Genomic DNA, 14,762 nt, shown 5'->3' on the forward strand with positions numbered 1-14,762 from the left:
AGCCGGGGCGCACGAAAAATCCCGTGGGGCACGAGGAAACCTCGTGCCCCACGGGATCGACAGGGTGAGTGACGGGACTTGAACCCGCGGCCACCTGGACCACAACCAGGTGCTCTACCAACTGAGCTACACCCACCACGAAGGGCGGCGGACCGCCGTTCGATGTGCAAGCACAGCATAGCCGATCAGAGGGGTACTCCCGCGACGCGATATCCCCCGGCACACCGGCCCCCGGCACACCGGCCGGGCGCGGGCTGGTCCCGCTGCCAGGCCGCGCGGCGGGGGAGACACCCCGCGGACTGCGCGGCCGGACGGGCTCCTCCCGTCGGGAGACGGATCGGCGCGGGCGCTGCGCCCGTCGGGTGGCAGGCGGCAGGATCACCCGTATGACACGTGAACCCGCACCCTTCACGGCCGACGACTACGCCGCCCGGATGGCCGCCGCCGCCCAGACCGCCGCCGACGCGGGGCTCGCGGGGCTGCTGATCGCCCCCGGGCCCGACCTCACGCACCTCACCGGATACCGGCCCACCGCCGAGACCGAGCGGCTGACCCTGCTGGTGCTGGCCGCCGGGCAGGACCCGGTGCTCATCGTGCCCGCCCTGGAGGCCCCCGACGCGGAGAAGGCCCCGGGCGCCACCGCGCTGACCCTGCGGGACTGGACCGACGGGAAGAACCCGTACGCCGTGACCGCCCCGCTGATGGACTTCCGCGGGCGCTTCGGCGTGAGCGACAACACCTGGGCCCTGCACCTCCTCGGCCTCCAGCGGGAGTTGCCGAACACCGCCTACGCCCCGCTCACCGACTGCCTGCCCATGCTCCGCGCGGTCAAGGACGAGCGCGAGCTGGAGCGCCTCGCCGCCGCGGGGGCCGCCGCCGACGCCGCCTACGCGCAGATCCTCCACCTCCCCTTCGCCGACCGCCGGGAGACCGACGTCGCCGCCGACCTGGCCGCCCTGCTGCGCGCGCACGGCCACTCCCAGGTCGACTTCACGGTCGTCGGCTCCGGCCCCAACGGGGCCAACCCGCACCACGAGGCCGGCGACCGCGTCATCCGCCACGGCGACATGGTGGTCCTCGACTTCGGCGGACTGCGCTTCGGCTACGGCTCCGACATCTCCCGCACCGTGCACGTCGGCGAGCCCACCGCCGAGGAGCAGCGGGTCCACGACATCGTCCGCGAGGCCCAGCAGGCCGGCGTGGCCGCGGTCCGGCCGGGGGTCTCCTGCCAGGAGGTGGACCGGGCCGCCCGCGCCGTGATCACCGAGTTCGGCTACGGGGACCGCTTCATCCACCGCACCGGCCACGGCATCGGCGTCACCACCCACGAGCCCCCGTACATGGTCGAGGGCGAGGAGCAGCCGCTGGTCCCCGGCATGTGCTTCTCCGTGGAGCCGGGCGTCTACCTGCCGGGCCGGTTCGGCGTCCGTATCGAGGACATCGTGACGGTCACCGAGGACGGCGGGCGCCGCCTCAACAACGCCCCGCGCGAGCTGGCCGTCGTGGAGTGAGCCTCAGGGGGCCAGGACGACCGCCGTCTCGCCCGGTACGTGGATCCGCCCGTCCGGACCCGGGTGCTCGAGGGGCTCCCAGGCGGCCAGCACCCGCACCCCGTTGCGGCCCAGCGCGATCGTCACCGGGTCCGGGGAGAAGTTCACGGCCACCCGGACGTCGCCCCGCCGGAAGGTGAGCCAGCGACGCTCCTCGTCATGGGCGACCCGGACCGCCGCCAGGTCCGGGTCGCGCAGGTCGTGATGGGTGCGCCGGAGCGCGATCAGGGTGCGGTACCAGTCCAGCAGGCGGGCGTGGACGGCCTGTTCGGGCTCCGACCAGTCCAGGCGGGAGCGGTCCCGGGTGGCCGGGTCCTGCGGGTCCGGGATCTCCTCGGCCTTCCAGCCGTGCGCCGCGAACTCCCGGCGGCGGCCCGACCGGACCGCCTCCGCCAGCTCCGGGTCCGGGTGGTCGGTGAAGTACTGCCAGGGCGTCCTGGCCCCCCACTCCTCGCCCATGAACAGCATCGGCACGAACGGCCCGGTCAGGGCCACGGTCGCGGCGCACGCCAGCAGGCCGGGGGAGAGCGAGGCGGAGAGCCGGTCGCCCAGCGCCCGGTTGCCGATCTGGTCGTGGGTCTGGGTGTAGCCGAGGAAGCGGTGGGCCGGGGTCCGGCGGCGGTCCAGCGGTCGGCCGTGGGTGCGGCCCCGGAAGGAGGACCAGGTCCCGTCGTGGAAGAAGGCCCGGGTCATGGTCTTGGCGAGGGCGGCCAGCGGGGCCGCGGCGAAATCGGCGTAGTACGCCTGGGACTCGCCCGTCAGCACGCAGTGCAAGGCGTGGTGGAAGTCGTCGTTCCACTGGGCGTGCAGGCCCAGGCCCCCGGCGGCCCGCGGGGTGGTGGTGCGCGGGTCGCACCGGTCGGACTCGGCGATCAGGAACAGCGGGCGGCCGGTGTCCGCAGCCAGTTCGTCGACCGCCGCGGTCAGTTCCTCCAGGAAGGTCAGCGCCCGGTCGTCGGCCAGCGCGTGCACGGCGTCCAGCCGCAGCCCGTCGATCCCGTAGTCGCGCAGCCAGGCCAGCGCGCTGCCGAGCAGGTACGCGCGCACTTCGTCGGAGCCGGGCGCGTCCAGGTTCACCGCCGAGCCCCACGGGGTGTGGTGGGTGCCGGTGAAGTACGGCCCGAAGGCGGGCAGGTGGTTGCCGGACGGGCCGAGGTGGTTGTGGACCACGTCCAGCACCACGCCCAGCCCGGCCTCGTGCGCGGCGGCCGTGAAACGGGCCAGGCCGGCCGGGCCGCCGTACGGCTCGTGCACCGCCCAGGGCGCGACCCCGTCGTACCCCCAGCCGTGCCGGCCGGCGAAGGAGCAGACGGGCATCAGCTCCACGTGCGTGACGCCGAGGGCGGTCAGGTGCCCGAGCCGGGCCGCGGCCGCGTCGAAGGTGCCCTCGGGGGTGAAGGTGCCGATGTGCAGCTCGTACAGGACGGCGTCCTGGAGCCGGGTGTGCGGCGGTGGTGCCGGCCGCGGGGTGAGGGCCTCGAAGTCGACGACCGCCGACAGCCCGTCGGGCCCGTCGGGCAGCCGGCGCCCGCGCGGGTCGGGCCGGGGCCCCTCGCCGTCGAGCAGGAATCCGTAGCGGCTGCCGTCCGCGGCCGGGGCCTCCACGGCCCACCAGCCGTCCCGGTCCGGATCGCGCGCCATGTCGTACGTCGCCCCGTCGAGCCGCATGGCGACACGACCTGTCTGCGGTGCCCACACCTCGAACTGCACGGACGGTCCCCTCGTCGGCGGCGGTGTCCAGCATGCGTATCGTGCCCATCATTCCGGGCGTGGCGGGGGAGTTCTGGACACTCCGCCCCCGACGGGCCGACAATCACCCTGTGACGTCCAGTTTTGAGGTTCCCGCCTTCCCCGCGCCGCGGCTGTCCGACGCCGAGCGCGACCGGGCGCTGGGCCAGCTCAGGGAGGGTGCCGCCCTCGGCAAGCTGTCCCACGACACCTTCCTGCGCCGGATGGAACTCGCCCTCGTCGCCCGCCGCTCCGAGGACCTCGCCGTGCTCACGGCCGACCTCCAGTCACGGGACGCGGCGGAAAGCCCGTGGACCCGTCGGCTGTTCGGCTGGGTCGGCCGCGTCTCGGCCGTGTCCGTCGGCGTCCGGCGCGCCTGGGCCGCCGAGCAACTGCCCAAGCTGCTGCTGCCGCATCCGAGCGCGGCCGCCCTGCGGATCGGCCGCGACCCCGGCAACGGGCTGCGGCTCAGCCACGAGACCGTATCCCGGGCGCACGCGGAGCTCAGCCTGCGCAACGGGACCTGGGTGCTCAGGGACCTCGGCTCCACCAACGGCACCACGGTCAACGGACGCCGGGTGACCGGCTCCGCGGTGGTCCGGGACGGGGACCAGGTCAGCTTCGGGAACATGACCTTCCGCCTCTCGGCGAGCTGAGGCGGTCTCCCGGGGGCGCCCCGCCGGTCCGCCGCCCGGAGCCGCCGCGCAGGATGGCGGTCATGGAACGCACCTCTGTCATCCGCCGCGCCCGCGTCGGGGACCTGCCCCGTCTGGCCGAGCTCGTCCACGAGCACGTCGCGTACGAGAAGTCCGCGCCGCGCCCGCCCGGCCTCGCCGATCGGCTCGGTCCGCAGCTGTTCGCCGAGGACGCCCGGCTGTGGGTGCTGCTCGCCGAGACCCCCGACGGCACGGTCGCCGGATATGCCGCCTGCTCCGCCGAGTTCGCCTTCTGGGACGCCCGGCACTACCTGCACATGGACTGCCTCTACCTGGCGGAGGAGGCCCGCGGCCACGGCCTCGGCGCCGCCCTGATGGACGGCGTGACGGATCTGGCCCGCGAGCTCGGCCTCGACCAGGTCCAGTGGCAGACCCCCGACTGGAACGAGGGCGCGATCCGCTTCTACGACCGGCTCGGGGCCACCGGACGGCCGAAGCTCCGGTACGCCCTGACCGTGGACCCCGCCCCCGCCCCCGACCTGGGCTAGTGCGGTGACCGGCCGGCCGCGACGAGGCGTTCGTACGCGGCCAGGACCGTCCGGGACTGGTGTTCCACCTGGGTGGCCACCGGGACCCAGCGGGCCCCGAACCGGGCCGCGAAGTCCTCGCACCACCCGGTGACCAGCCGGTCCAGCCCGGGCGCCGCCGGATGCCCCTGGGCGCGCAGCACCCGGAGCAGCATCGCGGCGGCGCGCAGCGACAGCCGGCGCCCGAAGGCGTCGATGCTGGCGATGTACGCGCCCGTGGCCTCGGCGGGACCCCCGGCCGTCCACTCGGCGGCGATCCGGGGGATCAGCGCGAGCGTCCAGTCCACCGCGCGCAGCAGGGGCGCCGCGGGCGGGTCCTCGTACGCAGGCGGATCCGCCCGTACGCCGGCCCCGTCCCGGACCGCTGCCACCAGCGCGGCGTCCGCGGTGAGCCGCCCGGCCAGCATCCGCAGGGCGCCGCGCGGGTCCGGGTGCGGGGCCGGATCGTCCACCAGGTCGGAGGCCCACATGGGGACTTCGACGATGGCGGTCGTACCGGCGTAGCGGTGGGCGTGGTACCAGGTGCTGAGCCGGGTGTCCTCCGGGTGGAAGGCTCCCGCGGCCTCGCTGCCCGGCTGCGGGATCACGAAGATCCCGGGCCCGGGCGAGGGCCAGCCGGCCGCGTCGGAGGCCCCGTTCTCGACCGGGATGCGCAGCTCGGCGGCCGACTTGGCGAACGGCTCGGCGAGTCCGGGTATGTCCCGGGTGAGCTGCACCCAGGAACCGCCGAGGTCGGTGGCGTGCAGGGAGACCTGGAGGACGGGCCGCAGTTCGTCGATGAGCGCGGTCAGGGCCAGGGTCTCGGGCGGCAGCCGGTCCGGAGGCAGTAACGACGGCGCCCACTCGGGCTGTTCGGGGCCGGGCGGCCGGAAGAAGCTGCGGTGGTAGTCCAGGAGCGAGTGCGGGCGGGGCGTGCGGTGGAGGTTCGCGCCGTCCGGGTCCGCGCAGAGCAGGAAGTGCCAGCCGCAGCCGGCGCGCGGCGCCGGGTCGTCCAGCACGCGCCGGGCGAGCGAGAGGGCGGTGGCGCCGCCGACGGGCTCGTTGGCGTGTGCCCCGGCGACGACGAGGACGTTGCGGCCGGCTCCGCCGGGGGCTCCGCTCGGGGCACCGCCCGTCGCGGCGACGGACAGCACCCAGAGGGGCTGCCCGGCCCGGGAGGTGCCGGCCTGGCGGAGCCGGACCTCGCCGGGGTGTTCGTCCGCCAGAGCGCGGGCGGCGAGCCCGAGTTCCTGCGGTGTGGGGTAGCGCATGTCGCGAAGGAGAGTCACAAAGGGTGCCATGCCCGCGGGGCCCGCCCCCTACTGCTCCGCGGGCCCCGCAGTTCCCCCGGATCCCCGGGAAACCCCTGGCCAAGGCCTACCCGGGGGCCCGGGCCTCAGACGCCGGCAGAACACCCCCAGGGGGTTCACTGCTGGTGCAGGCCGCGGCCCGACAGGGTGAGGAAGGCTTCTCCGACCGCCTCCGACAGCGTCGGATGGGCGTGGACGTGCCGCGCCACATCGCCTGGCTCCGCGTCCCAGCCCACGATCAGCTGGCTCTCCGCGATCATCTCCGACACGTGCGGCCCGACCAGGTGCACGCCGAGCACCCGCCCGTCCCGTTCCGCGACCACCTTCACCGTGCCGCCCTGCCCGTGCACCATGCCCTTGGCCACGGCGGTCAGCGGCATCGTGTTCACCACCACGTCGTACGCCGCCTCCCGCGCCTGCGCCTCCGTCAGCCCGACGGCCGCGGTCTGCGGGGCCGAGTAGGTCACCCGCGGCACCGCCGCGTAGTCCACCGGCGGGCTCGCCACCCCGGCCAGGGTCTCGGCGACCAGCAGACCCTCCGCGAAGGAGGCGTGCGCCAGCCCGAGGGAGGGCGGCGGCAGCAGGTCGCCCACCACATGGATGCCCGGGACGGCGGTCTCCAGCCGGGACCAGTCGGCCGGCGCCACGAACCCCCGCCCGTCCGTGGCCAGGCCGGCCGCCGCGAGGTCCAGCCCGTCGGTGACCGGGACCCGGCCGACCGCCACCAGCAGCCGCTCCGCCGCGATCTCCCGCAGCTCCCCGCGCGCGGTGCGCACGGTGGCCCGGACGCCCCCGGAGGCGAGCCGCTCGGCGCCCTCCAGCCGGGCCCCGGTCTGCACGTCGATCCCGCGCTTCTTCAGGCCCCGTGCCAGATGCCTCGACACGTCCACGTCCTCCAGCGGGACCAGCCGGTCCGCGGCCTCGACCAGGGTCACCTCCGCGCCCATCGAGCGGTGGAAGGACGCGTACTCCACCCCGATCGCCCCGCCGCCCAGTACCAGCACCGAAGCCGGCAGCCCGGGCGCGAACAGCGCGTCGTCGCTGGTCACCACCGTGTGGCCGTCGGGCTCCAGGCCCGGCAGGGTGCGCGGCCGGGACCCCGTGGCCAGCACGACGCCCCGGACGGCAGTGAACTCCCGCCCGTCCCCGGTCCGGACGGACCGGGGCCCGGTCAACCGGGCGCCGCTGCGCACCACCCGTACTCCAGCGTGCTCCAAGTGCCCTTCCACGCCCTTGTGGTTGCGGGAGACGATGTCGTCCCGGGTGGCGGTCAGGGCCGACCAGTCGACCGACTCCACGCTCGCCCGGACGCCCCAGCGCTCCCGCGCCTCGGCTATGCCGTCGACGAGTTCCGCCGCGTGCAGCATGGCTTTGCTGGGGATGCAGCCACGGTGCAGGCAGGTCCCGCCGACCTTGTCGCGTTCCACGAGGAGGACGCTCAGGCCCAGGGCCGAGGCGCGCAGGGCGGTGCTGTAGCCGCCCGTGCCGCCGCCGATCACGATCACATCCACTGTGCTGTCGTTGGTCATGTGCCCAGCCTCTACGGCCCGTTCCGCCCCGTCCAAGGAAATGATCTTCTGGCTGCCATGCAGGCTCCTTATGCTTCGAGGTCATGAGCCTGCGCCAGATGGAGTACTTCCTGGCCGTCGTGGAGGAGTCCTCCTTCACCCGCGCCGCGGACAGCCTGCACGTCACCCAGCCCGCCCTGTCCCACCAGGTCAAGGCCCTGGAGCGGTCCGTGGGCGGCGCGTTGCTGGAGCGCATGCCGCGCGGGGTCCGGCTCACCCCCATGGGCCGCGCCTTCCTCCCGCACGCGCAGCTCGCCGTCCGCAGCGCCCACCAGGCCGAGCGGGCCGCCCGCGCCGCCGCCGGGGTGGCCGGGGGCGAACTGCACATCGCCACCGTGCACGCGCTGGCCGTCGGCCTGCTCCCGGGCGTCGCGGCCCGCTGGCGCGCCCTGCACCCGGGGGTCTCGCTGGTGCTGCGGGAGTACGGCTCCACCGAGGCGCTGGAGGAACAGCTGGAGCGGGGTGTCGCCGACCTCGCGGTGGGCCCGGAGCCCGCGCAGTGGCAGGGCCCGCTGCTCCCGATCGGCCGGGAGGAACTGGTCATCGTCGTCCCCTTCGACGATCCGCTGACCGGCCGCGGAGCCGTCCGCCTCGGCGAACTCGCCCACCGCGACTGGATCCGCTGTGCGATGGAGCCGCTGGCCGACGGCGTCCTCGTCCTCGACCGGGCCTGCGGAGCGCTCGGTTTCACCCCGCGCACGGTGCTGCGCACCGAGCACACCTCGACGGCCGTACGGATGGCGGCCGCCGGGGTGGGCATCGTCATGGCCCCGGCCCACATGGTCCGCGGGGCCGTCGGCGAGGACTGCGTACTGCTCCCCCTCGACCCGCCGTGGCACCGGCCCCTGGCGGTCTTCTCCCGGGTCCCGCTGACCGGCGCCGCGGCCGCCTTCGCCGAGCTGATCGGCGCCCGGGCTGCACCGTGTCCGGACGAGAGTGCTCCGCCAGACTGAGCAGCAGGTGGGCGGAGCCCGGATGGTAGACGCCGGAGTGCGCGCCGACCGGGTTGGGCCTGGTGTTCCGGAATCGCCAGCTCGCGTCGATGTCGACGAAGGCGTGGTCCAGCGACCGGTGCGGATAGGGCGTGTCGGCGGGCAGCAGCCGGGTGGACCACGCGTCGTTGGGCGCGGGGGGCGTCGCCGGCCCGGGACGGGCGCATGCCCGAGTGCCCGATGCCGGACCTGCCCTCGCCCAGCAGGTGCCAGAAGCCCGTCGCCCGGTCGTGGCGCGAGTGCGTGGACACCAGCGGCCCGCCGACCGGTGAGGTGTGCCCGAGCGGACCCGGGCGCAGCCGTCGGAAGGGGGAGTCGAAGGCGGCCGTGGGCGCGGCCATCTGGAAGACGGCCAGCGAGTCCACCGTGAAGGGGCGCGACGGACGGGTGGAGGTGCTCCGGCCGCGCGCAGGCCCTGCGGCCCGGGTGGCGGGGCAGCCCAGCGGCCGGGGAGCCCCCGCGCTGGGGATCACCGGCGCAGCCAGACACCCACCGGGTGGCCGTCCAGCAGGGTGGCCACCTCGACCGAACCACTGTGCGGAATACGGGAGTTCAGACGAATCCAGCTGCCGGCCGGCAGGTGCAGGCGGGTGTCCCGCCAGCCTCCCGACGCGGCCAGCCGGTGGGACAGCCGGGTCGCCGCCACCAGCAGTCCGGGCGCCCGGGTGAAGGCCACCAGATGGTCGGCGGCCGGGCCCTGCGGCGTGAGCGGCGCGTAGCCCCGGAAGAGCTCGGGCCGGCTCCGGCGCAGCCGCAGCAGGGTCGCCGTCAGGCCCAGCTTCTCCTCGGCCGGGTCCTGCGGGGCGGCCCCCGCGTCCAGCCGGGCCAGGGTCCGGCGGGGGAAGTGGGCCGGACGCCGGTTGTCGGGGTCCACCAGGGCCCGGTACTCCGTCTCGGCGCCCTGGTAGACCTCCGGAACCCCCGGCATCGCCAGGTGCAGCAGGGTCATGCCGAGGAGGTTGGCACGGGCCGCCCCGGCCAGTTCCGCCGGGAGGTCGAGGGGGTCCCGGACGTACCCGGCCACGCTCGCCTCGTACTGCTCGTCCTGCTCGGTCCAGCTGGTGTGCAGGGCCGCCTCGCGGACGGCCTTGAGCAGGGCGCCGGTCAGGCGCGGCCCCGCCTCGGGGACCGGGCCGAGCCCGAGCGCGGTCTGCCGGGCCACCCAGGCCAGCTGGGGGTCGGGCCCGGCCGGGCTGCCCATCAGCTCCGGCGCCTGGGACAGCGCCGAGATCCGGGCCCGGACGTCCGCGCTGCGCTTGGTGTCGTGCGTGGACAGGACGGTCCCGGCTGCGGGCCACTCCCGGGCCAGGGCGGCGCAGTACGCGTGGAACTCCGCGGCCGAGACCGCCGGCCGCCCCGGCTCCCCGCCGACCTCGGTGGCCGACAGCAGCGGTGCGTACCGGTAGAAGGCCCGGTCTTCCAGGGATTTGGCGCGCAGGGCCGCCGAGGTCTGGGCGAAGCGGGCGGCGAAGGCCGGATCCCGCAGCAGCAGCTCCCGTACGGCCGCCACCGGGCCCGGACCGGCCGCCGCGGCGGCCTGCTCCAGGGCCCGTGGCGGCAGGTCCGGCTCGCCGGGATACGGCCGGTAGACCGGAAAGGCGATCAGCAACTCCCTTACGGCTGCGGCCAGGTCCGGCCCGGCCAGGCGTTCCAGCGCGCCCAGCTCCGAGGCCAGGTCGCCGGTCAGCACCTCCCGTGCGGACGCCCGGGCCGCCTCCGGCCAGCGCGGCAGTCCGGTGGTCTTCCCGTACCGGTGCGCCAGCTCCGCGGCGCCCTCCGGGTCGGTGAACACCCCGTCCACCCGGTGCAGGGCGTCGTAGCCGGTGGTCCCCGCCACCGGCCAGGAGGCCGGCAGCCGCTCCTCGCGGGCCAGGATCTTCTCGACCACCACCCAGCAGTCGTCGCCCGCCGCCGCCCGCAGCCGCCGCAGGTACTCCTCCGGGTCCGCCAGGCCGTCCACGTGGTCGATCCGCAGCCCGTCCGCGATCCCGTCCCGGACCAGCTCCAGCACCTTCGCATGGGTGGCCGTGAACACCTCCGGATCCTCCACCCGGACCCCGATCAGATCCGAAATGGTGAAGAACCGCCGGTAGTTGAGTGAGGTCCGGGCCTCGCGCCACCAGGCCGGCCGGTACCACTGCGCGGCGAGCAGCTCGGGCAGCGCCAGCCCCGCGGTCCCTTCCCGCAGCGGGAACTCCTGGTCCCCGTAGCGCAGCACCCCGCCGTCGGCGTACAGCTCGCAGGATTCCGCCGGCCCGGCGAGCACCGGCAGCAGCACCTGCCCGCCGCCCGCCTCCCAGTCGATGTCGAACCAGCGGGCGTACGGCGAGGCGGGGCCCTCCCGCAGGACCTCCCACAGCGGCCGGTTCAGCCGTAGCGGGGTCGGCACCGCCATGTGGTTGGGCACGATGTCGAGGACCAGGCCGAGCCCGTGCGCCCGGGCGGTCCGGGCCAGGGCCCGCAGGCCCGGCTCGCCGCCGAGCTCGGCCCGCACACGGGAGTGGTCGGTGACGTCGTAGCCGTGCGTCGAGCCGGGCACCGCCTCCAGCACGGGGGAGAGGTGCAGGTGTGACACGCCGAGCGAGGCGATGTGCGGTACGGCCGCCTCGGCCGCCGCGAAGGGGAACTCCTGGCGCAGCTGGAGACGGTAGGTCGACGTCGGGGTGACAGGTGTCGGAACGTCAGATTCCGATTCGGGGGTCGCGTGCGGCTGGCTCATGAGAACGTACGTACCCAGCCTGCCGGATTCCGTGCCATTACCCAATGCATCCGAGTGACTGCGCCGGGTTAGTGTCGATCAAGTGGTTGGAACCGTCAACACCTATCGAAGAGTCATCGCCCTGACCGGGCCCCTACTTCCGCTCGTCTCTTTCCTCGCCCGACTGCCCGTCGCGATGTCCCAGTTCGGCAGCTTCCTGCTGGTCGCCCAGACCAGCGGCTCCCTCGCCACCGCGGGTACGGTCGGCGGAGCCCTCTCCGTCGGACAGGTCCTCTTCGGACCCGTCCTCGGCCGGCTCGCCGACCGGTACGGGCAGCGCCCCGTCGTCCTGGCCGCGGCCGCCGTCAACGCCGTGGCCACCGCCGCCCTGGTCGCCGGGGCGCTCACGCACCTGGCCACCGTCCCGCTCGCCGCGATCGGGGCCCTCACCGGGGCCTCCGTACCGCTGATCGGACCGCTCGCCCGCACCCGGTCGGTGGCCCTGGCCCACCGGGCCAAGTCCGACGAGAGCGTCGTCGGCGCCGTCCACGCGCTCGAAGGCACCCTGGACGAGGTCTCCTTCGTCTTCGGCCCCGCCCTCGTCGGCATCGCCGCGCTCCTCGCGCACCCGGCCTTCGCCCTCGCCGGCGCGGCCGGCCTCGTCGCCGTCTTCGGCACCGTCTACGCCCTGCACCCGACCGCCGCCGTCACGTCCGGGTCCCCGGCGCGGGCCCGGGGTACGGGAAGCCGGGTCCGGCCGCCCGGCGTCGTCTACGCCGTACGCGGCTCGCTCGCCCTCCAGGGCGTGATGTTCGGCGCCTGCCAGGCGGGCATCACCGCGCTCACCATCCGGCTCGGCGTCCCGGACCAGGCCGCCGTCGTCTACTCCGCCATGGGCGTCGTCAGCGCGGTCGTCGGCATCTCGCTCGGCGCGCTGCCCGCCCGATTCGGGCTGCGACTGCGCTGGCGGGTGGCGACCGGCGCGGCCCTGGTGCTCTCGGCGCCCCTGCTGGTCACCGACAGCCTGTGGCCGTTGTACGTCGTCGTCACCGTGCTCGGCGCCGCCTACGCACCCCACCTGATCACCGCGTTCGCACTCACCGAACGGTCCGCGGAACCGGCCCGGCTCTCCGCCGCGATGGCCTTCGCCGCCAGCTGCCTGGTGGCCGGGCAGGCCACGGCCCTCGTCGTCTGCGGGCGGCTCGCCGAGGGGTACGGGCCCGCCGGGGCCTTCGCCGTGGCCGTCGGGGCGGCCGCGCTCTGCCTGGCCCTCGCCCTCGTCACCCGGGTGCCCGCGGCCCGTACGCACACCGCGGGGGTGAGCGTTCCGGGCCCGCGGACGGACTCGCCGGTGGCCGGGGAGCCCGCTTGCCCGGTGGCCGGCGAGAGCGCCACCCCGGTGACCGGGGAGGCCGGCGCCGCCTACGCCGGACGCTGAAGCACCACCAGGCACCGCCCCGTCAGCGCCACCCGGTCCCCGGCCGCATACTGCGGCCCGGTGCCGGGTGGCAGCACGTCCGCCCGCGCCGTGTCCACGACCAGCCGCCACGCCGCCCCGTGCCCCACCGGAATGGTGAAGTCCTGTGGCTCCGCACCCGCGTTGAACATCAGCAGGAACGAGTCGTCGGTGATCCGCTCGCCCCGGGTGCCCGGCTCGGAGATCGCCTCCCCGTTGAGGAAGACGGTCAGTGCCCGAGCGTGCTGCGCCTGCCAGTCGCGCGCCCGCATCTCCTCCCCGTGCGGGGTGAACCAGGCGATGTCGGAGAGCTCGTCGTGCGTGCCCTCCACCGGCCGCCCGTGGAAGAACCGGCGCCGCCGGAAGACCGGGTGATCGCGGCGCAGCCACACCATCCGCCGGGTGAACTCCAGCAGGGACGGGGACGGTTTGCCCGGCTCCGGCCAGCGCACCCACGACAACTCGTTGTCCTGGCAGTAGGCGTTGTTGTTGCCCTGCTGCGTGCGGCCGAACTCGTCGCCGTGGCTGAGCATCGGCACCCCCTGCGACAGCATCAGGGTGGCCGTGAAGTTGCGCATCTGGCGTTCGCGCAGCTCCAGGATCTCCGGATCCTCGGTGGGGCCCTCCACACCGCAGTTCCAGGAGCGGTTGTGGGTCTCTCCGTCCCGATTGCCCTCCCGGTTGGCCTCGTTGTGCTTCTCGTCGTACGAGACCAGGTCGTTCAGGGTGAAGCCGTCGTGGCAGGTGGTGAAGTTGATCGAGGCCAGCGGGCGCCGCCCGTCGTCCTGGTAGAGGTCCGAGGATCCGGTCAGCCGCCCCGCGAACTCCGCGAGCGTGCGCGGCTGCCCGCGCCACAGGTCCCGTACGGTGTCCCGGTACTTGCCGTTCCACTCGGTCCACAGCGGGGGGAAGTTGCCCACCTGGTAGCCGCCCTCGCCCAGGTCCCAGGGCTCCGCGATCAGCTTCACCTGGCTGACCACCGGATCCTGCTGGACCAGGTCGAAGAACGAGGACAGCCGGTCCACTTCGTGGAACTGGCGGGCCAGCGTCGCCGCCAGGTCGAAGCGGAAGCCGTCCACGTGCATCTCGGTGACCCAGTAGCGCAGCGAGTCCATGATCAGCTGGAGCACGTGCGGGGAGCGCATCAGCAGCGAGTTTCCGGTGCCGGTGGTGTCCATGTAGTGGCGCTGATCGTCCGTCAGCCGGTAGTACGAGGCGTTGTCCAGCCCGCGGAAGGACAGCGTCGGACCCAGGTGGTTCCCCTCGGCCGTGTGGTTGTAGACCACGTCGAGGATCACCTCGATGCCCGCCTCGTGCAGCGCCCGGACCGCGGACTTGAACTCCAGCACCTGCTGGCCGCGGTCACCCGAGGCGTAGCCGTTGTGCGGGGCGAAGAACCCGATGGTGTTGTAGCCCCAGTAGTTGCTCAGCCCGTCGTTGACCAGCCGGTGGTCGTTGACGAACTGGTGCACCGGCATCAGCTCCAGCGCCGTCACCCCCAGCTTGGCGAGGTGGCCGATGACCGCCGGGTGCGCGAGTGCCCCGTAGGTGCCGCGCAGCTCCTCGGGAAGGTCCGGATGATGCATGGTCAGACCCTTGACGTGGGCCTCGTACAGCACGGTGTGGTGGTACTCGTGGCGCGGCGGCCGGTCGTTGGCCCAGTCGAAGTACGGGTTCACCACCACCGAGCTCATGGTGTGCGGGGCGGAGTCCAGGTCGTTGCGCGAATCGGGCCGGCCGAAGTGGTAGCCGTACACCGCCTCGTTCCAGCTGACCTGGCCGCTGATGGCCCGTGCGTACGGGTCCAGCAGCAGCTTCGCCGGATTGCAGCGGCGGCCGCGCTCGGGTTCGTACGGCCCGTGGACACGGAATCCGTAGCGCTGGCCCGGCATGATGCCGGGCAGGTACGCGTGACGCACGAAGGCGTCGGTCTCCCGCAGCTCGACCGCGGACTCCGACCCGTCGTCGTGGAGGAGACACAGCTCGATGCGTCGGGCGGCCTCCGAATAGACCGCGAAGTTGGTGCCGGCGCCGTCGTACGTGGCACCCAGCGGATACGCCTGTCCCGGCCAGACCTGCATAGATAACGACTCTTCCCTTGTTGTCCGAAGATGTCCCGGCCGACCCGGCATGGACCACGTCCCTGCCAGATCTTCCCCGAAAGAGGGGTCCCACGCGCGGACTTGGGAGGGGTCCTATTGGGTGACCCGCAGACCTGATAGGCGGGTCAGCGGACTG

General features: G+C 74.3%; 10 protein-coding genes and 1 tRNA gene. 5 read left to right on the top strand and 6 right to left on the bottom strand.

The annotated features are described in order from the left end of the window. Nucleotides 1-63: 63 nt before the first annotated feature. Nucleotides 64-136: transfer RNA gene (locus tag ACGFZK_RS04270), tRNA-His, on the bottom strand. 250 nt (nucleotides 137-386) lie between these two features. Here ACGFZK_RS04270 and ACGFZK_RS04275 point away from each other — a divergent pair. Continuing rightward, entirely contained in the window at nucleotides 387-1,511 is a 1,125-nt protein-coding gene (locus tag ACGFZK_RS04275; protein WP_393847309.1) for a M24 family metallopeptidase, read from the top strand. A 3-nt stretch (nucleotides 1,512-1,514) separates the two neighbouring features. Here ACGFZK_RS04275 and treZ read toward each other — a convergent pair whose 3' ends face one another. Further along, a complete protein-coding gene (gene treZ, locus ACGFZK_RS04280) occupies nucleotides 1,515-3,260 on the bottom strand; it encodes a malto-oligosyltrehalose trehalohydrolase (protein ID WP_393847310.1) in 1,746 nt (581 codons plus the stop codon). A gap of 110 nt (nucleotides 3,261-3,370) precedes the next feature. On the opposite strand from treZ, the gene ACGFZK_RS04285 reads away from it, so the two are divergent. Both ACGFZK_RS04285 and ACGFZK_RS04290 read left to right on the top strand, forming a co-directional pair. Beyond that, nucleotides 3,371-3,934 carry an FHA domain-containing protein gene (locus tag ACGFZK_RS04285; RefSeq protein ID WP_393847311.1) on the top strand — a complete coding sequence of 188 codons (564 nt, stop codon included), beginning with the start codon at nucleotides 3,371-3,373 and terminating at the stop codon, nucleotides 3,932-3,934. A gap of 62 nt (nucleotides 3,935-3,996) precedes the next feature. After that, the gene (locus ACGFZK_RS04290; RefSeq protein WP_393847312.1) at nucleotides 3,997-4,482 is read left to right on the top strand and encodes a GNAT family N-acetyltransferase; all 486 of its coding nucleotides are present in this window, start codon (nucleotides 3,997-3,999) and stop codon (nucleotides 4,480-4,482) included. Here ACGFZK_RS04290 and ACGFZK_RS04295 read toward each other — a convergent pair. Both ACGFZK_RS04295 and lpdA read right to left on the bottom strand, forming a co-directional pair. Continuing rightward, nucleotides 4,479-5,789: a M14 family zinc carboxypeptidase gene (locus tag ACGFZK_RS04295; RefSeq protein WP_393847313.1), complete on the bottom strand. Its 1,311-nt coding sequence runs from the start codon at nucleotides 5,787-5,789 to the stop codon at nucleotides 4,479-4,481. The genes ACGFZK_RS04290 and ACGFZK_RS04295 overlap by 4 nt on opposite strands. Before the next feature lie 137 nt (nucleotides 5,790-5,926). Next, nucleotides 5,927-7,339, bottom strand: a complete 1,413-nt coding sequence (gene lpdA, locus ACGFZK_RS04300; RefSeq protein WP_393847314.1) for a dihydrolipoyl dehydrogenase — start codon at nucleotides 7,337-7,339, stop codon at nucleotides 5,927-5,929. An 83-nt stretch (nucleotides 7,340-7,422) separates the two neighbouring features. Here lpdA and ACGFZK_RS04305 point away from each other — a divergent pair, with 83 nt between their 5' ends. Further along, nucleotides 7,423-8,331, top strand: coding sequence for a LysR family transcriptional regulator (locus ACGFZK_RS04305; RefSeq protein ID WP_393847315.1), 909 nt, complete (start codon nucleotides 7,423-7,425; stop codon nucleotides 8,329-8,331). A gap of 508 nt (nucleotides 8,332-8,839) precedes the next feature. Here the strand turns inward: ACGFZK_RS04305 and treY are convergent. Next, entirely contained in the window at nucleotides 8,840-11,089 is a 2,250-nt protein-coding gene (treY, locus tag ACGFZK_RS04310; RefSeq protein ID WP_393847316.1) for a malto-oligosyltrehalose synthase, read from the bottom strand. Nucleotides 11,090-11,171: 82 nt separating this feature from the next. On the opposite strand from treY, the gene ACGFZK_RS04315 reads away from it, so the two are divergent. After that, nucleotides 11,172-12,506 (top strand): MFS transporter, encoded by a 1,335-nt coding sequence (locus ACGFZK_RS04315; RefSeq protein WP_393847317.1) that lies wholly within the window; start codon nucleotides 11,172-11,174, stop codon nucleotides 12,504-12,506. Here the strand turns inward: ACGFZK_RS04315 and glgX are convergent. Then, nucleotides 12,491-14,605 (bottom strand): glycogen debranching protein GlgX, encoded by a 2,115-nt coding sequence (glgX, locus tag ACGFZK_RS04320; RefSeq protein WP_393847318.1) that lies wholly within the window; start codon nucleotides 14,603-14,605, stop codon nucleotides 12,491-12,493. The two genes, ACGFZK_RS04315 and glgX, sit on opposite strands and share 16 nt — an antisense overlap. Between the last annotated feature and the right edge of the window lie 157 nt (nucleotides 14,606-14,762).

The organism is Streptomyces sp. NPDC048257, from assembly GCF_043201855.1.
Taxonomy (GTDB): domain Bacteria; phylum Actinomycetota; class Actinomycetes; order Streptomycetales; family Streptomycetaceae; genus Streptomyces.

Bases quoted from the DNA above. Each gene is read 5' to 3' on its own strand.
- ACGFZK_RS04275 (WP_393847309.1), top strand. From the start codon at position 387: ATGACACGTGAACCCGCACCCTTCACGGCCGACGACTACGCCGCCCGG.
- ACGFZK_RS04290 (WP_393847312.1), top strand. From the start codon at position 3,997: ATGGAACGCACCTCTGTCATCCGCCGCGCCCGCGTCGGGGACCTGCCC.
- lpdA (WP_393847314.1), bottom strand. From the start codon at position 7,339: ATGACCAACGACAGCACAGTGGATGTGATCGTGATCGGCGGCGGCACG.
- ACGFZK_RS04305 (WP_393847315.1), top strand. From the start codon at position 7,423: ATGAGCCTGCGCCAGATGGAGTACTTCCTGGCCGTCGTGGAGGAGTCC.
- treY (WP_393847316.1), bottom strand. From the start codon at position 11,089: ATGAGCCAGCCGCACGCGACCCCCGAATCGGAATCTGACGTTCCGACA.
- glgX (WP_393847318.1), bottom strand. From the start codon at position 14,605: ATGCAGGTCTGGCCGGGACAGGCGTATCCGCTGGGTGCCACGTACGAC.